22 protein-coding genes are annotated in these 25,608 nt (G+C 57.9%); 12 read left to right on the forward strand and 10 right to left on the reverse strand.

Going from position 1 to position 25,608, the window contains the following annotated elements:
* Positions 1–48 precede the first annotated feature (48 nt).
* A complete protein-coding gene (locus tag BSU04_RS23590) occupies positions 49–2,556 on the reverse strand; it encodes a PAS domain-containing protein (RefSeq protein ID WP_089162843.1) in 2,508 nt (835 codons plus the stop codon).
* Between the two features lie 216 nt (positions 2,557–2,772).
* Between BSU04_RS23590 and BSU04_RS23595 the strand changes: the two genes are divergently transcribed.
* Both BSU04_RS23595 and BSU04_RS23600 read left to right on the forward strand, forming a co-directional pair.
* Positions 2,773–2,955 carry a DUF1289 domain-containing protein gene (locus BSU04_RS23595; protein ID WP_089162844.1) on the forward strand — a complete coding sequence of 61 codons (183 nt, stop codon included), beginning with the start codon at positions 2,773–2,775 and terminating at the stop codon, positions 2,953–2,955.
* A 220-nt stretch (positions 2,956–3,175) separates the two neighbouring features.
* The gene (locus BSU04_RS23600) at positions 3,176–3,418 is read left to right on the forward strand and encodes a hypothetical protein (RefSeq protein WP_256983255.1); all 243 of its coding nucleotides are present in this window, start codon (positions 3,176–3,178) and stop codon (positions 3,416–3,418) included.
* A 43-nt stretch (positions 3,419–3,461) separates the two neighbouring features.
* Here the strand turns inward: BSU04_RS23600 and BSU04_RS23605 are convergent, their stop codons facing one another.
* The gene (locus BSU04_RS23605) at positions 3,462–3,824 is read right to left on the reverse strand and encodes a VOC family protein (RefSeq protein WP_089162845.1); all 363 of its coding nucleotides are present in this window, start codon (positions 3,822–3,824) and stop codon (positions 3,462–3,464) included.
* A gap of 26 nt (positions 3,825–3,850) precedes the next feature.
* Positions 3,851–4,363 carry a hypothetical protein gene (locus tag BSU04_RS23610; protein ID WP_089162880.1) on the reverse strand — a complete coding sequence of 171 codons (513 nt, stop codon included), beginning with the start codon at positions 4,361–4,363 and terminating at the stop codon, positions 3,851–3,853.
* Between the two features lie 384 nt (positions 4,364–4,747).
* On the opposite strand from BSU04_RS23610, the gene BSU04_RS23615 reads away from it, so the two are divergent.
* From BSU04_RS23615 to BSU04_RS23630, 4 genes are all read left to right on the forward strand, one after another.
* Positions 4,748–5,545: an SDR family oxidoreductase gene (locus BSU04_RS23615; RefSeq protein ID WP_089162846.1), complete on the forward strand. Its 798-nt coding sequence runs from the start codon at positions 4,748–4,750 to the stop codon at positions 5,543–5,545.
* 37 nt (positions 5,546–5,582) lie between these two features.
* Entirely contained in the window at positions 5,583–6,515 is a 933-nt protein-coding gene (locus tag BSU04_RS23620) for a 3-keto-5-aminohexanoate cleavage protein (protein ID WP_089162847.1), read from the forward strand.
* Positions 6,516–6,725: 210 nt separating this feature from the next.
* Positions 6,726–8,078, forward strand: coding sequence for an MFS transporter (locus BSU04_RS23625; protein WP_089162848.1), 1,353 nt, complete (start codon positions 6,726–6,728; stop codon positions 8,076–8,078).
* A gap of 441 nt (positions 8,079–8,519) precedes the next feature.
* A complete protein-coding gene (locus tag BSU04_RS23630; protein ID WP_089162849.1) occupies positions 8,520–8,774 on the forward strand; it encodes a hypothetical protein in 255 nt (84 codons plus the stop codon).
* Between the two features lie 133 nt (positions 8,775–8,907).
* Here the strand turns inward: BSU04_RS23630 and BSU04_RS23635 are convergent, their stop codons facing one another.
* Together BSU04_RS23635 and serA are read right to left on the reverse strand one after the other, a co-directional pair.
* Entirely contained in the window at positions 8,908–10,668 is a 1,761-nt protein-coding gene (locus BSU04_RS23635) for a winged helix-turn-helix domain-containing protein (RefSeq protein WP_089162850.1), read from the reverse strand.
* 809 nt (positions 10,669–11,477) lie between these two features.
* Positions 11,478–12,698 (reverse strand): phosphoglycerate dehydrogenase, encoded by a 1,221-nt coding sequence (serA, locus tag BSU04_RS23640; protein ID WP_256983256.1) that lies wholly within the window; start codon positions 12,696–12,698, stop codon positions 11,478–11,480.
* 447 nt (positions 12,699–13,145) lie between these two features.
* On the opposite strand from serA, the gene BSU04_RS23645 reads away from it, so the two are divergent.
* The 3 genes from BSU04_RS23645 (at position 13,146) to BSU04_RS23655 (ending at position 15,813) form a co-directional block, all read left to right on the forward strand.
* The gene (locus tag BSU04_RS23645) at positions 13,146–14,063 is read left to right on the forward strand and encodes an AraC family transcriptional regulator (protein ID WP_089162852.1); all 918 of its coding nucleotides are present in this window, start codon (positions 13,146–13,148) and stop codon (positions 14,061–14,063) included.
* A 157-nt stretch (positions 14,064–14,220) separates the two neighbouring features.
* On the forward strand, positions 14,221–14,922 hold the full coding sequence (locus BSU04_RS23650) for a fumarylacetoacetate hydrolase family protein (protein WP_089162853.1): 702 nt from the start codon (positions 14,221–14,223) through the stop codon (positions 14,920–14,922).
* A gap of 351 nt (positions 14,923–15,273) precedes the next feature.
* Positions 15,274–15,813, forward strand: coding sequence for a DUF1003 domain-containing protein (locus tag BSU04_RS23655; protein WP_089162854.1), 540 nt, complete (start codon positions 15,274–15,276; stop codon positions 15,811–15,813).
* 134 nt (positions 15,814–15,947) lie between these two features.
* Here BSU04_RS23655 and BSU04_RS23660 read toward each other — a convergent pair whose 3' ends face one another.
* From BSU04_RS23660 to BSU04_RS23675, 4 genes are all read right to left on the reverse strand, one after another.
* Positions 15,948–16,484 (reverse strand): GNAT family N-acetyltransferase, encoded by a 537-nt coding sequence (locus tag BSU04_RS23660; protein ID WP_089162855.1) that lies wholly within the window; start codon positions 16,482–16,484, stop codon positions 15,948–15,950.
* A gap of 5 nt (positions 16,485–16,489) precedes the next feature.
* Positions 16,490–17,068, reverse strand: a complete 579-nt coding sequence (locus tag BSU04_RS23665; protein ID WP_306427215.1) for a helix-turn-helix domain-containing protein — start codon at positions 17,066–17,068, stop codon at positions 16,490–16,492.
* Positions 17,069–17,932: 864 nt separating this feature from the next.
* On the reverse strand, positions 17,933–18,454 hold the full coding sequence (locus BSU04_RS23670) for a hypothetical protein (protein ID WP_089162882.1): 522 nt from the start codon (positions 18,452–18,454) through the stop codon (positions 17,933–17,935).
* Between the two features lie 564 nt (positions 18,455–19,018).
* Positions 19,019–19,204, reverse strand: a complete 186-nt coding sequence (locus BSU04_RS23675; RefSeq protein WP_089162856.1) for a CsbD family protein — start codon at positions 19,202–19,204, stop codon at positions 19,019–19,021.
* Between the two features lie 259 nt (positions 19,205–19,463).
* Here BSU04_RS23675 and BSU04_RS23680 point away from each other — a divergent pair, with 259 nt between their 5' ends.
* Entirely contained in the window at positions 19,464–19,823 is a 360-nt protein-coding gene (locus BSU04_RS23680) for a DUF2471 family protein (protein WP_089162857.1), read from the forward strand.
* 404 nt (positions 19,824–20,227) lie between these two features.
* Complete coding sequence (locus BSU04_RS23685) at positions 20,228–21,247, forward strand: tyrosine-type recombinase/integrase (protein WP_089162858.1); 1,020 nt, start codon at positions 20,228–20,230, stop codon at positions 21,245–21,247.
* Positions 21,248–21,267: 20 nt separating this feature from the next.
* Here the strand turns inward: BSU04_RS23685 and BSU04_RS23690 are convergent, their stop codons facing one another.
* On the reverse strand, positions 21,268–22,485 hold the full coding sequence (locus BSU04_RS23690) for a DNA-binding protein (RefSeq protein WP_089162859.1): 1,218 nt from the start codon (positions 22,483–22,485) through the stop codon (positions 21,268–21,270).
* 1,749 nt (positions 22,486–24,234) lie between these two features.
* Here BSU04_RS23690 and BSU04_RS23695 point away from each other — a divergent pair.
* Positions 24,235–25,584, forward strand: a complete 1,350-nt coding sequence (locus BSU04_RS23695) for a replication initiation protein (protein WP_089162860.1) — start codon at positions 24,235–24,237, stop codon at positions 25,582–25,584.
* The last annotated feature ends 24 nt before the right edge of the window (positions 25,585–25,608 follow it).

Here is a 25,608-nt window from a genome sequence, read left to right on the forward strand (position 1 = left end):
GGAAAAGTAAGGGGAGTCTTTACGGGAGCACGGGCCACATCGTCCCGGCTAGTCGTCCGTCAGGCCCAGCGTGACCATCCTGCGAATCCGGCTCGCCATGGATTCGAGCGTGAACGGCTTGGTAATCATTTCCATACCCGTATCGAGGAAACCATTCGTGCGGGTCGCCGCTTCGGCGTAACCCGTCATAAAAAGCACTCTCAGCTTGGGCCGCGTCGCCCGCGCGGCGTCCGCCAGTTGCCGGCCGTTCAGCCCGGGAAGCCCGACGTCAGTCACCAGCAAGTCGATACGCGCATGCGAATTGAGGATGGTCAATCCGGACGGGCCATCGAAAGCTTCGAGCACCTGATAATCCAGGTCGCGCAGGATCTCGCACACGAGTTCACGCACGGACGCGTCGTCTTCCACCACCAGGATCGCGTGCCGTCCGGCCGCACGATGCGCGTCGTTAAGTTCGGTCGCGATTTCCTGTGTGCCCGGATCGCCCGAAAAACGCGGCAGATACAGCCGGATCGTGGTGCCGGCGTCGGGCGCGCTGTCGATTGTCGCAATCCCGCCCGACTGCTTCGCAAACCCGTAAGCCATCGATAAACCCAGCCCCGTGCCCTGACCCAGCGGTTTGGTCGTATAGAACGGGTCGAAGGCGCGCGCCTTGACGTCGGCCGGCATGCCCGCGCCCGTATCCGACACCGATACCACCACGTAGGGCCCCGGGGCGACATCCGGATGGCGCGCGGCGAAGTCGTGGCCAAGTTCCACATTGCCGGTTTCAAGCGTCAGGCGGCCACCTTCTGGCATGGCGTCGCGCGCGTTGATCGCGAAATTCAGCAGCGCGTTTTCAAGCTGGTTCGCGTCGCAGCGCGTGAGCCAGAGGTGCGGGTTCGGCACCACGCGCGTATCGATCGCTTCGCCCATCGTGCGCTTGAGCAGATCGTCGATGGAATGCAGCAGTTCGTCGGCGTTCACCGGCTTCGGGTCGAGCGGCTGACGCCGCGAAAACGCCAGCAGCCGATGCGTGAGCGATGCCGCCCGGTTTGCCGCACCGGTCGCCATCGAAATGAACCGGTCGATGTCGTCTGTCCGGCCGAGCTGGGTGTATCGGCGGATCAGTTCGAGCGGCCCCGTGATGCCTTGCAGGAGATTGTTGAAATCGTGCGCAATCCCGCCCGTCAGCTGCCCGAGCGCTTCCATTTTCTGCGCCTGGCGCAGCGCTTCCTCGGTTTGTTGAAGCGCTCGCTGAGTTTCCTTTTCGCTGGTGACGTCGCGGCCGTTGCCGTAGAGCGCGTCGCCTTCTGGCGCTGCGACCCACGACACCCATCGATACGAGCCGTCCTTATGGCGGTTGCGATTCTCAAACCGCACCAGCCCCGACCGGGCTGCCGAAAGAAGTGCCGCTTCGGTAGCTTCCACGTCGTCGGGATGAACGATTTCCGCGAACGACTTGCCGATCAGCTCGTCCTCGCGAAAGCCGAGAATATCGGTCCAGGCCGGATTGACGGCACGCAGCAAGCCCGCGCTGCTCGCGACAATGAACAGGTCGCGCGAGTTGCGCCAGATGCTGTTGCGCTCGCGGGTGCGGGCATCGACTTCGGCGGCCAGCGAATCGTTCAAGCGCCGCAATTGCGCCTCGCTGACACGCAGGCGTTCCTCAAAGCGCTTATGCCCGGTGATGTCGTAAGTCACGCCGAGATAACGCAAACCGCCCGCACTGTCTGCAATCGCTTCGCCACGCCGCGCCATCCAGCGCTCCTCGCCGTTGTCCGGGCGGCGAATCCGGTACTCCAGATAATCGAGCGCACCGGTCGGCATGTCGAGATGGCCAGCGCGTACGCGGTCGCGGTCGTCGGGATGCACGAGTTCCAGCAGGTCGTCGAGATGGTATTCATGACGGGGCGTCAAACCCCATTGCCAGCAAAGTTCTTCGGACACCGCCAACCGCCCGGTATGCGGAAATATCTCGAAGGTGCCAATCCCGCCCGCCTGCTGTGCGATTCGAAGACGCTCCTCGCTTTCGCGCAATGCCCGGTCGCTCGCATGGCGCTCGATGGCAAGCGCCGCGATGCTCGCCACTTGCGCAATGTCGTCCAGTTCCTCGCGCGATGGCGTTTTCGGGACCGAGTAATAGTTGGCGAAGGTGCCGAGCAGCCGACCATCGGCCGCCTGGATGGGCATGGACCAGCAGGCGCGCAGGTCGAACTGTCGCGCAATATCGCGAAATGCCGCCCAAACCGGATCGGTCTGGATATCTTCCACAATCACCGGCTCGCCGCGGAACGCCGCCGCCCCGCACGACCCCATGAGCGGCCCGAATTCGAGGCCATCCACGATGCGGTTGTAATCATCAGGCAAACTCGGCGCGGCGCCGTGGACCAAGCGCTTCCCCGTGGCATCAACAAGCAGCACAGAGGCGCGCAACGGCTGTTCAGAGCGGTTTTCCACTCGATGAACCACGTGCTCAAGCACCTCGCGCAACGGCATGCCTGCAACGACGCGTCCGAGCACGGCCCGCTCGAACTCGAGCTGGCTCAGCGTGGAAAACAAAAGAGGTTTCTGCATGGTCGTCAAGCAAAAGCCGGTTTGTCGGGCACAGTGCAACGAGCGGAAGGAATGTTCCAAATCTTAGCACTCGGTATCGTCTGATCTCCGGTTGCACGATGATGCACAGCATGTGGCGCGCCTATTGTCCCCATCCAGATTATGTTTTAGGTCCACGGGCATGCATCGTGCGAGATTTGGAAGGTCTAAATCAAGCGTACGCGCAATGGATTTGTAATGGCCGTGGAGTCGCCCTGTATCAGTATCTGCAAGTTCGATGGCAAAACCGGGCTTTGCGTAGGTTGCTTGCGAACCAAGGACGAATGCAAACAATGGAAAAAGCTGAAGAACAAAACCCGGACAAAAATTATCGATGAACGGCCCAAACGTGCGGCTAAGCTTAAGAAAGCAAACAAGTGACGCGACGCGCGCATGCAAGTGTGATCGCAACTGTTTGACCTATTTTTGACACGACAAAAACGCGTGCTCGAGTGACGCGACAAGACGACAAGGACACGAAAAACCCACTCATTTAGGGAGTTCAGTCATGACCATCATTGTTACGTTCAAACGCGTTTTATCAGTATCTGCAGCAGTGCTAGTTACGTCGTTCGCCACTCAGGCGGTCCATGCGCAAACCATGAGCACGGGCTTGAGCCCCAACGACAACATGCTTGCACCGGCTAACAGTCCGAAATTGATGCCGAACGCGCCGCTTGGCAGCGAATATCCGACGCACGGCAATCAGCAAGCGGGTGAAATGAACCTGAATCCCACCGATCCACGTGCGCAGTTGATCAACGGCTTGCCCAATAACACGCAAAGCGGTGGTTATGGCTCACCGCTGGCAGGGAACAAGTCGAATGTGCCGGCGGGGTATTAGGTTTTACGGTTTTGCGGTTCGATGTTCAAGGCCGCGGTCTTTGCTAAGGCTTGTGGTTCATATGTGCAAGAACATTGATGAGCTTGCCGAACGGATCGCGGACGTAGAAACGCCGTACACCCCAGGGTTCATCGGCGGGCCCGTATTCGATCGGGAAACCCGCTTCTTTCATGCGAACGAAAGCGGCGTCCACATCGTCCACTTCAATCGACAGGTCCGGCACCGGCATGCCGGACCCGCCCTCCGAGGCCACGCTGACCTGGACGCTCATCGCTGTCTCGGAACCGAAGGTCTGAATCCAGCCGTGATCCATCAGCAGGTCCAGACCTAGTACGTCCTGATAGAACCGGCGGGCTTGAGCCAAGTCTTGCGTGCCGATGTTGGCGACTATTCGCTTGACCTTCATCTTCACCTCCTTTACTGGCCTTCCACTTACGGCGCCGAGGGCGGATACGGTAAGGGCTTCGTCTTGGGATCGGTGATCGTGTTGTCGATGACCTTGTCGACATCCGCCGTTTTCGCCAGCTCGGAGAGGAATTCGTCTTTGTTGAAAGCCGGCGAAACGCAACCTTGCACGTAGATAAACCTGCGCTGCAGCAACAACCATAACGATGATTGTTCGCGCCAATGCATGGCGATATTGATCATACTGAGCCGACGCTGAACCGCTTCGGCTATCTCGGCATCGTAGCGATACGAATTCGACAAACGACACCGCCCCTCCACCCAGCAGCTATTGCCGCGCTCGATCCGGTAATGCGCTTCGCTCACCCATTCCTGCTCCGTCTCCAAAGGTCCCAGAGGAATTGGGCATTCAGGGATTGCTTTGGAAATCTGGAAAAACGGATCGTTTCCGTGGTTACTGCGCAGGTCGTCGGCAAGCGCCGGCTGGCTTGATATCGATACCAGCAAGCACCAGGCGTAGTGTCGAATTAGCGATCGCATTTTCTTGTACTCACGGTCTTGAGCGGCTGCGTCACGCCAGCCTTGAAGCTGCTTGGGCGTCTTAGCGAATATAACCGATCGAATCAGCCCACCGGGCGACGCAACCATTCGCCTCGCAGGGCCTTTCCATCCTGCGCCCTTTAGCGTTTTCCCTAGGTCACTGCGCGTTGACATTCTTCCCGGCAGCGACCAAACTTGCTCGCAAGTGTGATCACACATCACAGTTAGCTTTATCGACGATATGGCGCGCGCAGGTGCGTTCTCGCCGTGAATGCGGGCGACCTGGGAACACAGCGCAGCTTGCAAAACTATCAGGATCACTAATTAAGGAGCGCAACATCAGGCTGCCTGACGTTGCCCGAGTCATGACTGAAAGGAATAACAATGAGCGTTTTAAGCATGCTTCAACCGCGTTCGGGCTTGCGCGTACTCGTGACCGGCGGCGGTTCGGGCATCGGCCTGGTCATCGCCCGGGCCTTCGCCGAAACGGGCGCACGCGTGCATGTCTGCGACGCGAGCCAGCAGGCGCTCGACGCGCTGCGCTCGGACCCGGCCAATGAAGCCATTTCCACCACGCACGCCGACGTCGCCGATAAAACCGCTGTCGCCCGCGTATTCGCCGACGTCGAAAGCAAGCTCGGCGGCCTCGATGTGCTGCTCAATAACGCGGGGATCGCTGGCCCGACTGGCGGTATCGATGAGATGGATGTGGAGCAGTGGGAGCAGACCGTCGCGATCAACCTCAACGCGCAGTTTTACTTCGCGCGCCTTGCTGTGCCGCTGCTCAAGAAGTCCGTGCATGGCGGTTCGATCATCGCCATGTCTTCCGTGGCGGGAAGACTCGGTTATGCATTCCGTACGCCCTATTCCGCCACCAAGTGGGCGCTGATCGGCCTTACCAAGAGCCTGGCGATCGAACTGGGGCCGGACAACATCCGCGTCAACGCGGTCCAGCCGGGCATTGTGCGCGGGCCGCGCATGGAGCGCGTGATTGCCGCTCGTGCCGAGCAGCTCGGCTTGTCCTACCCCGAGATGGAAGCGAAGTATCTGGAAAAAATCTCGTTGCGCCGCATGACGACGCAAGAAGAAATCGCGGCAACCGTGCTGTTCCTGTGCTCGCCAGGCGGCAGCGGCATCTCCGGCCAATCGATCTCCGTGTGCGGCAACGTCGAAGTGCTCTGACGCGCTGAATCACTCCTCATTCGTAAAGGAATTCATCTTGGCCTCAACCCGCAAAGTCATCATTACCTGCGCGCCGACAGGCGCCATTCACACGCCGTCCATGTCGGCGTACCTGCCGGTCACGCCGCAAGAAATAGGCGATGCCGCGCTCGCCGCCGCAGAAGCCGGCGCCGCAATCCTGCATCTGCACGCTCGCGATCCGAAGGACGGCCGGCCAACGCAAGACCCTGCCGTGTTCTCCGAATTCTTGCCCCGCATCAAGGCCAATACCGATGCAGTCATCAACCTGACAAGCGGCGGCAGTCCGCACATGACCGTGGAGGAACGGCTTCGGCCCGCCCATCATTTCAAGCCGGAAATAGCCTCGCTGAACATGGGCTCGATGAACTTCGGCCTGTATCCGATGCTCGACCGCTTCAAGGACCTCAAGCACGATTGGGAACGCGAGCATCTCGCCAACAGCCGCGACCTGGTCTTCAAGAATACGTTCAAGGACATCGAGTTCATCCTGACTTCGTGCGGCGCGAACGGGACTCGCTTCGAGTTCGAGTGCTACGACATTTCGCATCTCTACAACCTGGCCCATTTCGTCGAACGCAAGCTCGCCAAACCGCCGTTCTTCATCCAGAGCGTATTCGGCTTGCTCGGCGGTATTGGCGCCCATCCGGAAGACCTGATGCATATGCGCCGCACCGCCGACCGACTGTTCGGCAAGGACTACGTCTGGTCGATTCTCGGCGCCGGCCGCAATCAAATTCCGCTTGCAACGTTAGGCGTCGCGCAAGGCGCGAACGTTCGTGTCGGTCTCGAGGATTCCCTGTGGATCGGACCGGGCAAGCTGGCTGAATCGAGTGCGGCGCAGGTACGCAAGATCCGGCAGGTGATTGAAGGGCTGTCGCTCGAGGTCGCTACGCCGCACGAAGCCCGCGCCATGCTCGGACTCAAGGGTGCCGACAACGTGAATTTCTGAGCCGGGTTTCACCGGCCTTTCACATTTTCAACAACAAAAAAATGGTAGGAGACAAAGACGATGAAGATCGAAGGAAAAAACATTTGCGGCGACATTTGCATCATGCGGCCGCTTCGCCGATGTCCAGATGTGCACGCCCCATGCACCCCAGGCGCTCAACGCTTGTTCACCGGGCGCCTGGCGTTGCGTCGATCCTGATCGGAGTTCTCCATGTCCAGACCTCAAACAAAACCGCAACCCGCCACGCCGCTCGCGCACGCTGCCGTCACGCGGTTGATGATCCGCAAGCTGATGCCGCTGCTGGTGATCGTCTATGTGATCAGCTTTTTAGACCGCACAAATATTGCGCTCGCCAAGCATTCCATGAGTGTGGATCTAAGCCTGTCCGCTGCCGCCTATGGCCTCGGCGCAGGCTTGTTTTTCCTGTCGTATGCGCTTCTCGAAATCCCGAGCAACCTGATCATGCATCGGGTAGGCGCACGCATGTGGATCACGCGGATCATGATCACCTGGGGCCTGCTCTCCATCGCCATGGCGTTCGTGCGTGGGGAGACCTCGTTCTACGTATTGCGCCTGCTGCTTGGCGCCGCCGAAGCCGGCTTGTTTCCGGGCGTGATGCTGTACCTCACCTACTGGTTCAATCGCGAGGAACGGGCGCGCGCCACGGGCTATTTCCTGCTCGGCGTGTGTTTGGCCAACATTGTCGGCGGACCGCTTGGTGGTGCATTGCTCGAGCTCGACGGACTGCTCGGATGGCACGGCTGGCAGTGGCTGTTCGTGGTCGAAGGGCTGCCGGCCGTGTTGCTGGCGTTCGTCGTGTGGAAGGTGCTGCCAGATGGACCTGCGTCGGCACGATGGTTATCAAAGGAACAGGCTGAAGGGCTTGAGCGCCGCCTCGCGGCCGAACGCGAAAGCCAGGCAAGCGGTGGCCGCGGCAGCCACTCGCTGCGCAGCGTGATCGGCGACAAACAAGTTTGGCTCGCGATCTTCGTGTATTTCTGCCACCAGCTCACCATCTACACGACCATCTTCTTTTTGCCCGGCATCATTGGCGCGTCGGGACATTTTTCTCCCTTCGCTATCGGCGTGCTGACGGCCTTGCCCTGGATCGCAGCGGCTATCGGCGCCGCGACGCTGCCGCGCTTTGCCAACACGTCTTCCCGCAGCCGGCAGATCCTGACCGGCGGGCTGATCGTGATGGCGGCCGGCCTCGTAATCGCCGCGTATTCAACACCGGTCATCGGATTGCTCGGCGTATGTGTGTCGGCGTTCATGTTCTTTGTGGTGCAGTCGATCATCTTCACGTTTCCGTCGTCGCGCTTTAACGGCCCGGCACTGGCCGGCGGGCTCGCGCTGGTCAACTCATGCGGCCTGCTGGGCGGCTTCGTGGGACCGACAGTCATGGGACTGATCGAGCAGTCGACCGGCAACCCCATGAACGGCTTGGTGATTCTCGCGGTAGCGCTTTTTATTGCAGCACTATGCAGCCTGCGATTGCGTCACGGTGCCGAGGACCGCGCAACACCCGCCGATGGCAGGCCTGCAGCGGGTAAGCCCATCTGACAGCAAAAGGTAAGCGCGTTCTGGACCGCTCGCAGCTGTGAGCGGTTCGTCCTTCATTGCGCACCCCGGCGCGACGTTGGCCGGTGCGCTGGTTTCAGTATCAGAAACGCCCACGACGATTGTTTCCTCTCCTCGCGCGCTAGCCGGCGCCAAGCCATCGCTGGCGGAATCGTACTAAGTCCTGGCCGTCCCGCACCTCTGCAGATCGTTAGCGACCCTAACTCTTCTATATCGCGTCCAATTCCAATCGCGTTGCGCCGGCAAGTGAAGCGCGTTAACGATTTCTTCATCTTGCGTCGATGGCGTTCTGCATAACAGCGTCGCAACATGACCCCACGCGATCCGGGCTGTACGGTGCTCAAGCGATGAACTGCCCGATATCGCCTTTTTCGGCCAGTAGTTTGCTGACCGGTCCGACTTTGGCTTTTGGGAGAAATCAACATGAAAACGCTTAGATTCGTGGCTGCCTGCGCAGCCGTCCTTGTCGTTGGACACGCATGGGCGCAAAACCAGCCTGCAACCACCGAAACCGCGACCGCACAGCCCGCGCAGGACGTTGGCGGCGTGACGGACATGTCCAGAAGCGACGCAGGCGCGCCAATGAGCCCGACGCGGCAGCAGGTCTACCAGGACCTCCTCCGTTCGCAGCAATCCGGAGAACAAGGCCGGTTGCAGGATATCTATCACGGGCAGTGACCTCTGGCTACGCTCGTATTCCGCGTGACGGGGGCGAGCCGGCACGCGGAGTTCGGACAAAGCGCTCAACATGCTCAACGGGCCGAGTATGCTTGACCGGTTCATCGTTCACGAAGCCGCGCGACACCACCCATCAATAGCCAATCCTCTTTTCCACGTTTCGGAAACGCCCTGTCGACCGATAGCGATCGAACCACGTGTTCGTGCGCAATTCACACAGGCGAGACGATCGTTCCGCCAGTGCCACGTCGAGCCAATGAAACATCTCGTCCTGCTTACCTAGCCGGGCGTAGATCTCCGCAAACAGCAGCGGCGACGTATAGCCCAGTTGCCGCCTCGCCAGCAAATCCTGCAAGTACCATTGCAGGAGTGCATCGTAACCCCCCGCTTCCCAAACGGTCCGGATCACCTCGGCCCGGGCGAAGTCGTTGCACCGTGTCAATGCATCGACCGTCGCTTCCACCGCTTCCTTGTAAGCACGCTGCGCTTCGAATGCGATCGACAGCACCTGGTAGATCAACGGTGACCGGTTGCCATGCCCCTCGGTCAGAAACTCCCTGGTGACCTCCTCGTACCGGCCTGATAACACCAGTCCGAATATCCGTGAGCCGTCGAACGTAAGCGGGTCGAGTCGCTCCGCACGCTCGAACTGCGCGCGCCCCTCCGTTTCCCGTCCTTGCGCCATCAACAGTCGCGCATAAAGGCGGCTGGTTTCAGCGAGATTGGGATTCAGGTGCAGCGCTTCGAGAAATTCCGCCTCGGCCTTACGCCAGTCCCAGTCATAGAAATAGTGCACGCCAGCCAGGGCGTGATGAGCTTCCGGAAGGTCCGGGTCCAGTTCCAATGCGCGAAGTGCGGTTTCCCTGGCTTTCGGATAACCCTGCGACGGCGCAAACAGGCCATGCGTCACGGTCGATCCATAGATGTTCGACAAGCCGACATAACCTAGCGCGTAGGTCGGATCACGTTCGATGGCGGTCTCGAAGTAGCCGAGTGCACGCGTGAAGTCCTCGCCGCTCAGTCCATGATGGGCGGCGAACCCCGGGTGGAAATGAACCCGACGCAACCAGTAATACCTTCCGTGCAGGTACGCGTCGTGCGCCGCCGGATCGATGGGCAGACGTCTTGCCAGCATGGACCGCTGCTGCTCCGCGAGCGTCGGCAACACGTCCCGCGCCAGCGCGGTCCCAACCTCCTTCTGCATATCCAGCGAGCCACTTGCCACCGGCTCATAGGCGCGGCCCCAGACCTGCGCCTGACCAGTGCAGCGAATCAGCTGCGCCAAAACGCGAACGCGTCCGCCCTCCCGCGCGATCGAACCTTCCAGCACATAGTCGACCGCCAGCTCGTGCGCCATCTGCGCAATGCTCTTGTTGGACCGCCGGTAACTTGCGGCGGTTGTCCTGGCAATAACATAGATCTGCTCGGCATACAGCATGCCGATATTCGCGGAAGTCTCGTCGGCGAGCGCGTCGCAGAAACCATCCTGGGTTGGGTCACCACTCTTGTTTTCGAAGGGCAGCACCAGCACGCGAACGGCGGCGGGCGCGGCGGCTTGCGGTTGTGCCGGCGACGTCCGCACGCCATCGAGGCGATAACCCTTGCCCTTGATAGTAAGCAGATACTTCGGGTCGTCGGGATTTTCACCGAGCGCAATGCGGATTTTCCGGATCGCGGTATTAATGCTGTTGTCAGTGTCCCGGAACGCATCGCCGCTCCACAGGACCCTGACAATGTCGGCGCGCGTCACGAGTTCGCCGCCGCGCGATACCATGAAAATCAGGAGTTCCATTGGCAAGCGCTCCAGTCGAATGCGCTGCCCCGCACGGCGCAATTCGTAGCGCTCCACATCAAGCTCGATGTTTCCGATCCTGATGGCTTCGTGCGTATTCATGTGCCCTCCAGCGAGATCTATTTTTATGTGCGCTCGGTCAAACGCCGACGCTTCCGCTTGCTTGATTCATTCCGAAAGACGCCACGAATGCGAGGGTCACGCACGGCACCATGGACAGTGCGGGCGCCGGAGGTCAATGCATTCGGGCAACCAGGACGCCGGCGATCAGCGGCGCCGTCCCCATCGATGCAGCCAGGCTGAGACTTAATCGCGGTACCCACGACGCTGAAGCGCACACCGACTGCAAACAGATCGGCGACTGCACACGCGAAGGTGGCGGGCGGCCATCATCGCGTTTCGGATCGGGAGCGAAATATCGAGCATAGCCCTCCTTGAATCATTGGGCACGCACAGTCGCGGGTACTGTGCGCTACGTCGATTTCCGCGTGTGAGCGCTAACGCTCTACTATCCTAGAACGCGACCACGTGTCATATCCGCCATTCTCGTAAGAATATTGGCCGACGCTCAGGGTTGGTGCATGGAGTGGAATATGCAGGGTGGAACATACCGATGCGCTCGCATGTGGCTGATTGACAGGTCATGCTCCTGCGGGCCACGCATGCTGGCTTCTGCTTTTAAAGCGGGATGAGTTGGCGCGCTTGACACGAGTGGGCGTGATTCGCCTATCCGCTTTGAGGTCGTATCGCGCCACGCAACCCTGTGCAATAAGCTAAGTACCCCGACGCTTATCGGCAAGAAAGCGTGGTTGTTCTCAGCTCGAAGCGGCTCACCTTCGCGTTGATGTTGCACTGGACGGGGACCGGCGTGTACTGCCCGGCAGAACGTCGGTCCCGTGCATGACGGCGGATTATTTGACCAGCAGGCGCGTTCGGATGAAGCCAGGTTCGCGGGCCAGCGCCTGTATCAACTCGCTGGATGGGGTTCTATCCAGGTCCGTTACCACGTAGCCGGTCTCGCCCTGCGTCTGCAAGTGCTGGGCGACTATGTTGGCGCCCTCCCCGGCCAGCCGCGTGTTAAGCGTCGCGAGCGCGCCAGGCGCATTGCCGTGGACGTTGAGCAGACGCGCGGGCGCGTCCAGCGGTCCCGGATTGACATGCGGAAAATTGACCGATCCCACTGTGTCGCCGGTCGTTAAAAACGAAATGAGTTTCGTCGCGACTTCCGTCCCAATGTTTTCCTGCGCTTCCTCCGTGCTGCCGCCAACATGCGGGGTCAGGATCACATTCGGCAAATGCTGAAGCACGCTCTTGAAGATATCGGCATTGGTCTTGGGCTCCTCCGGGAATACGTCGATGGCAGCTCCGCCCAGCCGCTTGGCCTGAAGTGCTTGCGCGAGGGCATCGATATCTACCACCGAACCGCGCGATGCATTGATCAGGATCGCACCGCTTTTGAAACACGCCAGCGTTGCCGCGTCGATCATGCGGCTCGTCTGGACCGTTGCGGGAACGTGGAGCGTCACTACGTCGGCATGGGCGACCGCGTCGGCGAGCGATTGTGCCGCACGGGCGGAGCCGAGCGAGAGCCGCGCCTGTACGTCGTAATACACCACGCGCATTCCCATGGCTTCGGCAAGCACGCCTACCTGCGAGCCGATGTTTCCATACCCTACGATCGCAATCGTCTTGCCGCGCGTCTCGAACGATCCGCTTGCACCCTTGGCCCACGTTCCAGCATGCGCCAGCGCGCTCTTCTCGGGCACACGGCGCAGCAGCAGGATAGCTTCGGCGATCACCAGTTCCGCGACCGAGCGTGTGTTCGAAAACGGTGCGTTGAAAACAGGAATTCCTGCGTTCGCGGCTGCGTTCAGATCGACCTGTGATGTACCAATGCAAAAACAGCCTATTGCGAGCAGATGACGCGCTGCATCGATTTCCTCGCGCCCGAGGTGCGTTGCCGAGCGAATCCCGACCAGGTTATGTGCCTGGAGCGCACTCGTTAAATCCTTGCCGGCGAGCGCACCCGCGCGGCGCTCGACCTCAAGTTTCGCTTCGCTGAAACGCGCGACCGCGGTGTCGTGGATATTTTCGAGTAGAAGAACAGAGGTCATAGAACGCTTATGTGTCAGTGACGTGGGCTATTCATATGCCCAGCAGGTGGTGTCCGGATATCAGTCGCAACTTCCTCGCGCTCGATCACGCCGGACGAATCGATGCTTAAGCTTCAAACATCACGGCGATGTTACCGCTTGCCGGGCATTCGTATTTTCTACCCTACTGCCCATGGGGGCTTTAGGCTTCAGCGTTCTTTGGATCACGTTATCCGCCGGATAAAGGCAGGTCTTTGGGCGAAGCGGTATGCTTCACGCTTGATTCTTGGGGATCGGACAGGTATCGGACCCGGATCTCCGGGCGCCTTAAGAGAACGGATAACGCCGACCAGACCGGCTAAGACAAACCAACGGTATTTTCCTTACGATGGCCAACACGTATTGCTTACCCACGCTTGCGGCATGCCGTCATGAACCGTTGAGAACGTCAGCCCTTCCGCAGAACCCGCACAGGAGTTCATGCCAATGAGCGCATTCGCCAAACGGTCGTCCCGGACCTATGCAATGCCCGAGCGCAGCGACCGCCTCGACTTCTACATTCGCGACCAGACCCTACGCTCGGCGATCACGGAACCGCACAAGCACGACTACTTCCAGATTCAGATCAATCTGGGTGGCGACACGAAGCAGCAGATCGGCGAAGTAACGCGTCCGTTCCCAACCGGCTCAGTCGCGTTCATCGCGCCACACCGGGTGCACATGATTGCGCACCCTGAACACTCGCGGTTCATCGTGATCAATTTCGCGCTGGACTTCCTTGGCCTGGATGTCGATGCTGTCGATGGCCGGATCGACCTCGGCAGTATTCCCATCATCCGGTTTCCGGAGCTAGCGCCCTTTCGCTTTCAAGACGAGATAGATTTCAAACTGACGGACTCCGATCTAGTCGAAGTCGAACGCATGGTTCACCTCATGATGGAGATAGATAGTGCGCGCGGCTTTGGTGCAACCAGCCGGCTTCGTGGTTACCTCCTGCAATTGATCGGACTGATTTGCGCAAGATACGCGGACCCGCTTATGCAAATGGCAGCGCTCAGCGAACGCGCAGTCAGCCGCCGCGACTCCATCAGCAAAGTGATGCGTCACGTTCTGGAGCACCTGGAAGACGACACGCTTTCGCTGGGGTCGGCCGCGCACGCAGCGGCGTTGACTCCCGGCTATGTAGCCCGCCTGATGAAAAAGGAAACCGGCAGGACGTTTGTGCAATGGGTAACGGATCAAAGAATCAGCCGGGCAAAAGCATTGCTTGCAGACGATACCCGCCGCGTCAAGGACATCGCATTCGTGGTCGGCTTTCGCGACGAGGCTTATTTCACCCGACGCTTTCGGCAAGCGGTGGGGACATCGCCGACGCAATACCGTGCTTCGCAATTCGAGCTATAGGCTCCTGCGGACCCTTTCGCTAGCGCGACCCGGAATAGAGCAATTTAATCCAGGAAGTAGGGCGGATTTGTCCTGCACGGAAGGGTAGCCGAGGCATATTGTTTGGGGGTGTCGCGGTGATCCGCGCCAAACAACCTCCACCTTCGAGTTCGCCGATATGACCGAATACGTCTTCCCTGCCCCCCAAACTGTCGTTGTGCCCGTCGCCGGCTCGAGCGCCTCGTTCGCGGTACGCCGTGTCTTTTGCGTAGGGCGCAATTACGCCGATCATGCGCGCGAGATGGGAGCCAACCCTGACCGCGAGCCACCCTTCTTCTTTACGAAACCGGCCGACGCTGTTGTGCCAGCAACGGGAACACTTGCGTACCCAATGCTCACTGAAGACCTGCACCACGAGATAGAGATGGTGATTGCCATCGGAAAAGAGGGGCGAAAAATCGAGCCGAAGGATGCGCTGTCGTACATATTCGGCTACAGCGTTGGCGTGGACCTCACGAGGCGCGACCTCCAAGCGGTCGCAAAGAAGATGAGCCGGCCGTGGGACTGGGCCAAGGGCTTCGACGAATCCGCGCCGGTCACCGCTATCCGTCCTGCGACGGAAATCGGCCATCCGGGCAGCGGCCGCATCTGGTTGTCGGTCAATGGCGAGACACGGCAAACGGGTGACCTCGGCGATATGATCTGGCCGGTTGCAGACATCATCAGCCAGGTTTCGCAAGCGGTTGTCATCAAGCCCGGCGATCTGATTTTTACCGGCACGCCAGCGGGCGTCGGGGCGTTGAAGCCTGGCGATAAGGTCGCTGGCGGTGTTGACGGTATTGGCGATTTCCACTTCGAAATTGGCAAGGTTCAGGGCTGACTTCAAGATTAATCGCTTGGCTTAAGTAGTCACTCCGTACGCTTTACTAATCAACATAAGGCTTTTCAGTTGAGGTCTGAGGCGAAGTCAGCACTAGCTCTTGCTGGCTTTGCCGCTTCATGGCAATGGTCGTCGTGTCCTTCAAGGCCCTTATCCGCACAATGCGCAACGCTCCCGAATAACCTCACCTAAGCGCTGATAAAGCAGTGCTTCCCGCGTACAGCATTTTTTTGGGCAGGCCCTCTAGGCCGCGATCTGCTATCTGCAAGTCTTTTTTATGACTGCAACGCTTGCGCCGACTGTGTATAACATCGACACATTTCCGTTAATCGCCAAGCGAGAGAGCAAAACATGAACAGCCCCATTCCGCGTGACGAACAGCGCAAAGATAAACACCACCACTTGCGTTTTCATCTGCCATACGTGCACCTTTCGTCAGTATTCGGTGATGACTGGTTCGCGCTCAAAGCCGAGCGTTTCGCGCGTTTCTTTGGAACACCGACTTTCCTCGTCGGGCAGACGATTATTGTTGCAGCCTGGATTGGCATCAACGTCGCCGGCCTGACAAAGTTCGACGTTTATCCTTTCATTCTTCTAAACCTCGCCTTTAGTCTCCAGGCCGCTTACGCCGCTCCGTTGATTCTGCTTGCGCAAACGCGCCAAGCAGATCGCGACAAGGTCAATTCAGACGCCGACGCGCGGCATCGCGAAGACCTCGCCTCAGCGAATGAGGAACGGCAGGTGCAGGCCGCTCGGCAGGCCGAACAACTCGTCGCCTTGCTTGAGCAAAATACCAAATTGACTGAGATTACGAAGCAAATGAGCGAACGTATCGAGGCATTGACGCGCGAAGTTCATAACAGGATCGAGCAGGCAAATATCAAACCGTAAGCGCTCTGAGGGTTAGCCTTCGAGTCATCGATGCAGCCTTCAGAGAGTTCACAAGACCGCAGCGACGATCAAGCTGCGGCGGCGGTTGAACCTCATCGCGATATCATCTGTAACCCGAATTTAAACTTAAATTCTTACTCGGTCGGGACGCGGGCTCCAATTCGCTTCCAATAAATTTTGGTCCCGGTCAGCCCTCCATGCGGCTTGAGCGCGTAGTCTGGAATCTCTCCCGTAAGAGTGAACCCGAGATGCTCGTAGAGCGTAGACGCTCCGCCATCGGTCGCGGTATCCAGGACCAGCAGCGTGCGTCCGCGCTTCACGGCCAGATTCTCGGCCGCCTGCATCAGCGACGCAGCCACACCTCGCCCGCGGTGGCTGAGACAAGTCATCAGCTTCGCGATTTCCGCCCGGTGCGGCTGGTTGGGCGGACAGTCGAGCAACAGGGTGACGGTTCCGATCAGTCTCTCACCGTCCCATGCACCCAGAACTGCTCGTTCGCCGCGAGTCGCGGCAGCCAGCGCATTGGACCAGAACGCTTCTGCCGCTTCGGGCTGCAGCGGATGCATGAAGCTGACCGAACCGCCGTTTGCAACAGTTTCGATCAAGAGCCCGCTGAGCATCTCTCGGTTCGTTGACGTAGCCTCTAGTTCGCTGATTTCAATGTTTGACATGACGGCTAAGTCCTGGCGAGAACAACGAGATAGGTACAGGTCGAGGCGGTTTCGTTAGCCAGAGTCACCTCCGAAGGGGGTCCGAATCCCAGGCAATCCCCGGCGCTCAGAGCGTTGCGCTCGCCGCCTTCCAGGATCACGAGATCGCCCACTAACACCCACACAACCTGACGGATATGGGCATAAGACGACGGCGGTAACACCACTTGTCGTCCCGCGGGCAGGTCGACCTGAACGATCTCCACCGGGTGGTCCGGACTGTTGAATACCTGCTTCCGAAGATAGCCGGTCTTGGGATCGCGCCAGAGCGGTTGATCGACGGCCCTTGACAAGCGCTCTCCATTGCCTTCTGCCCTCACCAAAAGGCCCGCGAGCGTCAAGTCAAAGGCCGCGGCCAGTCGCACCAGCGTAACCGCGGTAGGGCTTATTTCCTCGCGTTCAATCTTGCTGATCGTCGCCTTGGCAACCCCCGATGATTCGGCCAGGTCCGCCAATGACCATCCGCGCGCGCTTCGCTCAAGCCGAATACGACTAGCGATTCGAGGTCCGGTGTCGTCTATTGATGATGTCATATCGTCTATCATAGTAGACGATAGGGTCGTGCGCAAGACGTGGACAATAGCCCTTTGACTGGCTTGGAGTTGGGATCAAGTACGACAACCGATTTCGAGAGACTATGTCAATTCCATCTAAACGTTCAGGATGACGAAGCAGGCGAAGCGGGCGGAGGACAGCTCATCTTGGCCGATACGGACCCGCCACCGCACGCCGATTGACTTGGGGAATCCAAAGTACCGCAGGCGGACAGCAACAGTCCGGGAAGTATCGACGCGACTATGAGCGCACAGAGTCGAATTTTCGACGTTTGCATGACTTTCTCAGGAAGGATCGAAGTGAGCGGATACGATCGGCGCGTACCAATCAAAGCGAGCCACCAAAGCGATGGCGCTGACCGATCGTTGATGACAGGCGGGTGGGAAGATTCGAAAAGATAAGACTAGGACGGTCGGGACGCGAATGTTTCGAATCAAATTCGATTCGGGGTGATCCCCGCTTGAGGTTCTGAGTTCATGATGGCTCCCGGAAAGGCTCACCGATAACGATACATGCTGTAAGAGCGACACTTCTGGCAAGCCGTTTTCGGACATGATGTCTCGAAGCGGTTTTGTCTTAGGTGAGCTGATACGGGAGCCAGCCTGAAGCGCGGTCAGCCAACGAGGTTGACGCCTTTTGAAGTACAGGTTTTTAGTCTGGAGTCCATATCAGAGAGGAATCAAGATATGGGCGGCGAAGCGGTGAACGTCGGCAGGTCGGGATCAGCGGAGTCTTGGAATACCTTGCGACGCTCGAGACCCTAGAGATGACCACACCTTCCCGTCTCCGATTCGCCTTTACTGTGCGATCTCAAGCGAGGCGCGAACCAGAGTCTGGACGCCCGTCCGGCGACGTCACCAAAATTTGACTCGCAGTTGAAAACCCAGCGTGAAAGGCAAGTCGCTAGAGGGGATCGGCGGAATCAGGATGATGTTCGCGGCAATACGACCGTACTCTGCCATGATGAGCGGCGCCAGGACCGGACCCAGTTTGTGATCGTGGCCGATACCCCACTTTCCGTAGTCATATCCCGATATCAATCCGCCCATTGCGGCCAGTCGGATGTAACCCCAATGCGCGAATTCGGGCGCCCAGACACCGCCGCCATAAAACGACGGCGCCGTAAGCGAGTTTCTGAAGTAACCACCTGCCAGCGCCCATTGCGGTGCGATCCAGCACTCAACGCCAACGCCCGGGTTGAATTGATCAAAGTGTTTTTTCGGATGGACGTGATATGAACCGATCATCGCGTCCGCCCACAAGCCGTCATTGCAAACCTCGGCTGCCGAGACATTCGATGCCGCACCTGATGCGATCAGGGCCGCCAGCGTGAGCGGGATACGGATCTTTTTTGAGACAGTTGCTGACGTTTTCATTCGGCTCAAACCTGTGCGTTCTGCCGTCGCGGTCTCGCCGACCACGCCTTTTATATGAAGTTCGAGCAGAACTTTACATGAACACTATGTGCATTGGTGTGAAATTGGAGAACGAGATCTCAGGAATTCAAATCGCGTGCGGGTTTGAAATTCAGCTGACGTCTTCAGGCTTTTTAATGGCTTGATGCTGGGCCCTATCTTCTTGTCGATATGTAGCGTGCTGCGATAAATAGGCCGCCGAATGTATGAGGATGAAAAGCAAAAGCTGGTCTTTTCGAGTGAGTGCAATCCGAACCTCATGGACTTGGCGCGGCAAGCGCCTGCGGTATCTGGAACTTGATGCGCATAAAGTTTTCCGACTGCGCGTCAAGTCAATGAGGAGACCAGCAGGGCGCCTGTCGATAACCGGTCAGCCCCGGCATAAGCAACGATCCTCGCGATGAAGTAAACGTAAAAAGCCGTTCCAAATCGCTTTGGAACGGCTAATCATCTTTAAAGGCTATTGCTAGTGCGGCGTGTAGCCAACTCCGCTCAGCCGCCCCGCGTGATCGATCAACTGACTAATCAACGTTTTTTGAGCGAGTCCTTTACGTCTTCGCGTGCATCGCCGACGCCTTTTTGCACCTTTCCGGCTGCCTGCTGCATATCACCCTTTGCTTCCTGGGTCTTGTTGCCGGTTACCTTGCCAACCGCCTCGTTGACTTTGCCCTTCGCTTGATTCACCACACCGTCTTTCTGATCCTTGTTCATCTTGATCTCCTTTCGTATCGAGGCGCGAAATCCCAGCCAGTTGGGATTCGCGGCGTCATGTCAGGGAAAGCGCCCTGAACGTGTAATCAGAATGGCGATTTCGAACGCCGCAGACCAGCCGCACACGTCTGATTCCCACGTAGGCGGAATCGCACATACGCGCGGAGCGCTCAGGGCGACGCTAGAGGAACATTGCGATAAACACTGTATGTTTGTACAGTACACATCTTGGCGCAATGGCTGAATGGAGGAGAAGACAATGGACTTCGACGACGATCGTATGGACACCCCCGAATTCGCACGCACGGTGCGTGACCTTGAGCGGATCACGCGCGATATAGCCGAGCGCTACATCGTGCAAGGTGTGCCTTTGACTTGGCGGTTGCTGCTCGCCATTGAGGCGGAAGCGCTCGCGGATCTCGGTTTTGCAGGGCGACATGAGTCGGCACTCCGCGCGCTGTTTGCGCGCCCGGACGACATGGCTTTTCCCGAAACCGATGATCTCGTCGATTTCGGGGCATCGAATGCCTTACCGCCAGTGTTTGTATTTGCCGTCGATGCCTACGATCGCGCTGCTCGCGCTGGACACCCTGAACTGGCAGTCGCCGTTGCGCATTGAGATATGGACTCGTGCTCGCGGGAAATCGAGCGAAGCCGCCGGGAAACCGGCGGCGGTTACTTTTTCAGCCGTGATTCAAGCTCTTAATCAGGCTGGAGCGCGTTAGCGTTGCATCGCATGTCATGCGCCGGGCAAGACAGAATGCCATCTGCCATTTCTTCTTATTGCTGGCGCTGGCCAATACGCCGTCATTTAAGATCGCACCAGAAGCGCCTGGAAATGCGACTTTCAGCCTGCAACAGCACTTAGATAAGAACTGAATCGCTATGAAATCACGATGTGTCGCAAAGCCGTCCATTAACCGAGGTACTCAAATGGATCGATAAGATCCGGCCGTAGACGTCGCCGTCAGCTTTCGCGTAATCTACTGCATACACGTTTACAACTAACGGATTATTGGGCCAATGACTGCTCCCGCGGAAACTCACGAGATTTTCGATCACGGGCGGGCCAATTGGTACGCCGATCCACGTAGCGCATTCGACTCCTGGATGGCGCATCAAGCGTTCAAAGCGTCTTCCGCAGACGTCTACAGAGCGCAATGGGGACTCTTCCTCGACTGGCTGATCGTTAAACGAAGCGATCTCCGAACGGTTGACCGACTTGCCATCGAACAGTTCGTCACCCAATTGGAGATTCGAAAACCACAGCGCGTTCGCTATCTGCGCCTTATCGAACGCGTACTCGACCATGTGCGCGAGATTGAAATGGCATCGACAAACCCAGCTCGCTTCATTGCCCAAGACGGCGAGGCGCCATGGCGAGATGCACGCGAAAACGAGCCAACGGGATTTCTCGCCCACGGTGAACGAGCGGCCCTGATCAAGTATCTCTTCTCTCCACTCGGCGGTTTGCCGACTGGGCAGCGTTGGCGAGAGCGCCGCGATCGTGCGCTGGTCGGTGCGTTTTTGGGAGGCGGGGTAAAAACGGGTGAGGCAGCGGCGCTGACCGTTAGTAACTATTCATGGAATCAGCCATGGCTTGTGGTCGAGGCTGCAAACTCCGCAGTAAATCGAGAAACCCGGCTCGCACCATTTGCGATCGCGTTACTCGACCAGTGGATCAGCGAGCGCAAAACGGCACTTTTACTCGGCAATCTGCTGTTCCCTTCTACGCCATCGGGGCGTCCGATGCACAAGGCCACCATGCTGCGCGCGATCGATGGCGTAATCGAAGCCGCCGGCATTGCCGATTCACGAACGGCACGGGCCAGTCCGCAAACCTTGCGCAATACCTTCGCAGCCGATTTGTTCGAAAGTGGTACGGCGCCCGAGCGCGTCGGGCAATGGCTAGGTTTCCAGCAACAAATCTCGGCGCATCGGCTGTATCGAGCATGGCAAAACTGGATAGGTGAGGAAATACGGGAGCGGGATTTAGCGCAGGCGCAAGAAAGCGCCCGCGAAGAAAGCCACAAATTCGAATAGCGGCCGGCTCCCGAAAAAGCTCACCTCTCCGTCTGTTCACTGGGGGTGTCGGCGATCTCGGGGGAGTGAAATCGGGCGACCGCGAGCAACCGCGACGACGCAGTACCCGATGACCGATCGCAATCCGGACAGGACAACTCGAACTCATCATCGCGCTGCGCAAGTTCAGGCTCACCGGTGACGCAAGTGGGACAGCTGGGCGGCACTGCGACAAAACCATCGATGTCCGTTCCCAACGCCTGCATTTCCTGCACTGACAGCCGTCCTTCCTCGACCATCGTGCAGATCAGCCGCGCGACGTTTTCGCTCATTCCGCATTGTCCGAGCAACGCGTCACGTTCGAAGGCCAGCGCGTCGATCTCGTCCGATTGCTCACGAATTCGCAACTCCAGCCGATCCGTGCGTGCCTTGGCGATGCTAAGTTGTTGAATAAAATCGAATTCCTTCTGGCTTGCTTGACGCACGCCGGCCTGATAAGTCGCCGCCATGCCGCGCAGAGAATCAAGTTCCACTAGCATCGGCTTCACTCGCCGCTCAGCCTCGCTGATCGCATCCTTGATCTGTTGCGCATAGTGCTCGGTGTTGTGTCGCAGTTCACCGTTCAATGCGTCCAGACGATCGCGCAGCACGGCGTTAGCCGTTTGCTCGGTTTCGAGCCGTTGAGTCAACGCAGCATGTTCCCGTTCCAACCGATGAGTCGACGCCTGCAAACCGCTTTGTGCCTCCAGTTCGCGGCCACGAAGCGATGCCAATTCGACCTCGAGTGCGCAATTGCGTGCTAATGCAGTATCGGCGCGTGCCTCGCTGCGACGAAGCGCCTCGTCGACCGTCGCACAACGTACTTCTGCATCGCGAAGCCGGCTTAATGCAGCATCTACGTCATCTTTTGCAGCATGGCGCTCACCTTCGAGCGATCGAATCGCAAATTCCTGCGCTTCCAGGAAAAGCTGCCCGAGCAATTCGCCGGCTCGTTCTTGCAGTCCTTCTGGAATCGCTCCGCTTTCGATACGAACCTGGGACGCGGATCTGATCCGAGTCCAGAATGCGTCGATATCCTTCGGAATATCGCTCGCACTACCGGTTTGGGTGAGATCTCTGACGGTAGCCGTTGACGGGCGAATGCCGAAATCGAAGAAGAGCCGCTTGCAGGCGTGTTGCGATAGCTCTTGTCGACGCGCACCGCTGGTTCGCATCGTCGCAAGCTCAGTCCGCAGGGTAAGACGTTCTGCGTCGTTCATAGGAACTCCAAATAAAATTCGTTCGTATAATAATACTTTACGTATCAAACGCTACAAATTTTGGTTGGACGGACAGACCGGTGCTTGTGCGTACTCTCTTTTCACCTCAATCGTCTATATCACACATACATCGCAGTGGCATCCGTGAAACATGTCGAGGTTAATCCGTCAAGCCGTTGATTACTAGCATCTTTTTTCAGCTTGACCGTTTCTGCAGATGTTCCACGGAGTTTTTGTTTCACGGTTCTCTCTCTTGGATCTCTCCGCTGCTTGAGAGTATTAGAAGTAAACACCTTTGAAACCTAGTTAAAGACGTTAACGCCACGGCAAAGCCTTACCAGATAAGGCTTTCCGAGCATGTCGGTGAGGGTCTGCGGGATAGAAGGTGAGAGAACACGGGGGCGATCGGTGTATAGGTTCGGGGACTAGCGTGAGGAGTCACGGGAGCGAACGTGAGCGAGTTCGGGAAGCGGGTGTTTTGGGAAGGTGAGGAAATACAGGGGCCGCGTCGGCTATAGACCATATGTGGCGGTACAGCACACGCCGGCAGGCCAATTTCTGCAGTGAGCGTTTGCAGGATAAAGAAAACACGCCTATTTCAATTAAAAATAGGTAACTATTACCTATAGGTGAGGCTTTCCAGGGGTCAAGCCAATTCCAGGGTGAGACTATGCGGGTGTAAACACTCGGAAGCCCCGATCGGCGAGGCGCGCAAACCGCGACGGTGAGGAAATACGGGAGAGTTACGCGGCGGTCGTTGGACCTGACCAATTTCGACGATGCTGCTGGTTTTAAGGGGTATTTCTGCAAAATCGGGCTGAAGGTGAGGGTTTTCGGGAGTAGTTTGCAGTTCGTCTAAAGCCACATCGATAGCTTTGGTGAGCGTTAAAGGTGAGACTTTTCGGGACCGCATGCGCTTGATCTTAAGGCTTGGATATCCTGCTCGGCAGATACCTTATCAACGAATATTATATTAAGTACATGATTTAAAAAGACTTAAGCTGGATTGAATGGGTTCGCATCTCGACAAAGGTGAGGTTTTTCGGGAGTGCTATTCCGTTGTGCGCAGCGATCTTCTTAATGTGAAAAAGAGTCAAAGGTGAGCGTTTACGGGACTCGTTTTGACCGGATTGGGGTGCTGAGGAAGCTTCTGCAGTGCGGAAATCCTCAAAAACTTTCGTTTGTGTCTTTAAAGGTGAGTGTTTGCGGGGGCTGGTGAGGGGCATGTATCGATCTTGCCAATCATGGGGGAATCCAAAGGTGAGGTTATGCGGGACCCTGGATGCGACGCTCGATAGCCTATTTTTAGGCCTAAACGCGGAGGAATAGGGTTCCCCGGCGACTGAAAGGTGAGTGTTTGCGGGAGTAATTGCACGGTAACTAGCGTGCTATCGAGAGTTAAAGCTTTGATAACTCGACAAATACCGCAATTTCTCCACGTTTTCATGAATTTTCGCCTTCCGGGGGAATTTAAAAAAACCACAGGGACGCGTAAAAAAATTTCAGGTGAGGGAATACGGGACCAGGTTCGAGGCGACTCAATTCGTTTCCGCAAGCGCTCAATCCGTTTACCCGCATGGCACGGGGCATCAATGCGATGAGGCGTGACGGTGAAGGTGAGTGTTTTCAGGAGCGCACCTCAGTGAGTTTTGCGTGTGGCATCCCCTTCACCGATACAGGGTGAGTGCGCACCTGTAGACGAGCTTCACCGTCATGAGTATGCTTTCCCAAAATTCTCTTGACTCCAGCATGGCAACCAAACGCGCGAAGAAGACCGACATAGTGAGTCCGAGTTCGGCTGAGCTGCGAAAAGCCGTCGAAGCCATCGCTATCCAGCCAAAAAGCGGCAAGATCACGCTTTTGACTCGCAAGTTATTCAACGTTCTGCTGGCTGTCGCTCAGCAGGCGGATGAATCCGGGGATACTTATCGCGCGCTTTTATCGGACATTGTTGCGAATGCGGCGTTCGATTCCAACGATACCGCGCTGGTGAAAGAGCATTTGCGCCGCATGGTGTCGGTGCAGGTTGAGTGGAGTACAGGCACCTCGAGCCTGAAGCCTGGGCGCAAGTGGGGCATATCGACGTTGATCGCCGACGCGGAAATTCTCGAAGACCCTGCGACGCGCCGCGTGTGGGTCGAATTTTCCTTCGCCCCCAAGATCAAGAAAAAGCTGCTCGACCCAGTGCAATACGCGCGCTTGAGTCTGCAGTTTCAAAGTCAGCTCCGCAGCAGTGCTGGCCTCGCGCTGTACGAAATCTGCGTCCGCTATCTGACGAATCCGAGTCATCTCACCATGCGTGAGACTTGGGAATGGTGGCGGCCGATCCTCTCAGGAACGCCTGACACCGAAGCGGGCGACGAAGCCAAGCGCGAATACAAATATTTCAAGCGCGACTATCTTCGACCGGCAATTGCGGAAGTCAATGCCGTTACGAACATCTTTGTCGAATTGATCGAGCACAGGGAAGGCAGGCGGGTAGCTGAAATTCAGTTTCGCGTGACTGAGCGCAAGCAGCCTATGCTCGCACTCGATGAACATCCGAACGTGTTCGACAGTACGTTGGTCGATCGCATGGTGAAAATCGGGATTCCGCTGAAAGATGCGCAAACGCTTTATGCGGACAGCGAGGAAAACCGGATTCGTTCGGCGTTGCAAATGACCGAGCAGAGAATGCGAAGCACGTCTCTGCCCCCGGTGCGAAGTGCAGCGGCGCTTTTCAAGGATGCTTTGAAGAAGGGTTATGCGCCCCAGGTCGAAGCATTGCCGGCAGTAGCGGCTCCAGCGAAAACCAACGGAGCGCCAGCGGACGACCTGAAGGCGCGCTTGCTGAGCGAATATTCCGTGTTTCGCCGGAAGGAAGCGCGCTCGTTATACGAGGAACAAGGTGAGTCTGAACGGGAACTGGCCCGTCAGACCTTTGAGGAGGATGTGTTGCCGGAGCTCGGCACCCACATGCGCGACGACTGGCGCAAGCGGGGGCTCGATTCAAAAATGGGAGAAACCTCGTTTTTTGACTGGCTTGCGCGCAAGACATGGGGAGAGCCGACCGACGGCGACCTGCTGGCATTCACGCTGAATCAAAGCCGTACCGCGTAGGCTACGTTGGAGGGACAGCAGGTG

Origin of the sequence: Caballeronia sordidicola (assembly GCF_002220365.1) — a bacterium.
GTDB classification, from domain to species: Bacteria; Pseudomonadota; Gammaproteobacteria; order Burkholderiales; family Burkholderiaceae; genus Caballeronia; species Caballeronia sordidicola_C.

Bases quoted from the DNA above. Each gene is read 5' to 3' on its own strand.
- BSU04_RS23590 (WP_089162843.1), bottom strand. From the start codon at position 2,556: ATGCAGAAACCTCTTTTGTTTTCCACGCTGAGCCAGCTCGAGTTCGAG.
- BSU04_RS23595 (WP_089162844.1), top strand. From the start codon at position 2,773: ATGGCCGTGGAGTCGCCCTGTATCAGTATCTGCAAGTTCGATGGCAAA.
- BSU04_RS23600 (WP_256983255.1), top strand. From the start codon at position 3,176: ATGAGCACGGGCTTGAGCCCCAACGACAACATGCTTGCACCGGCTAAC.
- BSU04_RS23605 (WP_089162845.1), bottom strand. From the start codon at position 3,824: ATGAAGGTCAAGCGAATAGTCGCCAACATCGGCACGCAAGACTTGGCT.
- BSU04_RS23610 (WP_089162880.1), bottom strand. From the start codon at position 4,363: ATGCGATCGCTAATTCGACACTACGCCTGGTGCTTGCTGGTATCGATA.
- BSU04_RS23615 (WP_089162846.1), top strand. From the start codon at position 4,748: ATGAGCGTTTTAAGCATGCTTCAACCGCGTTCGGGCTTGCGCGTACTC.
- BSU04_RS23625 (WP_089162848.1), top strand. From the start codon at position 6,726: ATGTCCAGACCTCAAACAAAACCGCAACCCGCCACGCCGCTCGCGCAC.
- BSU04_RS23630 (WP_089162849.1), top strand. From the start codon at position 8,520: ATGAAAACGCTTAGATTCGTGGCTGCCTGCGCAGCCGTCCTTGTCGTT.
- BSU04_RS23635 (WP_089162850.1), bottom strand. From the start codon at position 10,668: ATGAATACGCACGAAGCCATCAGGATCGGAAACATCGAGCTTGATGTG.
- BSU04_RS23645 (WP_089162852.1), top strand. From the start codon at position 13,146: ATGAGCGCATTCGCCAAACGGTCGTCCCGGACCTATGCAATGCCCGAG.
- BSU04_RS23650 (WP_089162853.1), top strand. From the start codon at position 14,221: ATGACCGAATACGTCTTCCCTGCCCCCCAAACTGTCGTTGTGCCCGTC.
- BSU04_RS23655 (WP_089162854.1), top strand. From the start codon at position 15,274: ATGAACAGCCCCATTCCGCGTGACGAACAGCGCAAAGATAAACACCAC.
- BSU04_RS23660 (WP_089162855.1), bottom strand. From the start codon at position 16,484: ATGTCAAACATTGAAATCAGCGAACTAGAGGCTACGTCAACGAACCGA.
- BSU04_RS23665 (WP_306427215.1), bottom strand. From the start codon at position 17,068: ATGATAGACGATATGACATCATCAATAGACGACACCGGACCTCGAATC.
- BSU04_RS23670 (WP_089162882.1), bottom strand. From the start codon at position 18,454: ATGAAAACGTCAGCAACTGTCTCAAAAAAGATCCGTATCCCGCTCACG.
- BSU04_RS23675 (WP_089162856.1), bottom strand. From the start codon at position 19,204: ATGAACAAGGATCAGAAAGACGGTGTGGTGAATCAAGCGAAGGGCAAA.
- BSU04_RS23680 (WP_089162857.1), top strand. From the start codon at position 19,464: ATGGACTTCGACGACGATCGTATGGACACCCCCGAATTCGCACGCACG.
- BSU04_RS23685 (WP_089162858.1), top strand. From the start codon at position 20,228: ATGACTGCTCCCGCGGAAACTCACGAGATTTTCGATCACGGGCGGGCC.
- BSU04_RS23690 (WP_089162859.1), bottom strand. From the start codon at position 22,485: ATGAACGACGCAGAACGTCTTACCCTGCGGACTGAGCTTGCGACGATG.
- BSU04_RS23695 (WP_089162860.1), top strand. From the start codon at position 24,235: ATGGCAACCAAACGCGCGAAGAAGACCGACATAGTGAGTCCGAGTTCG.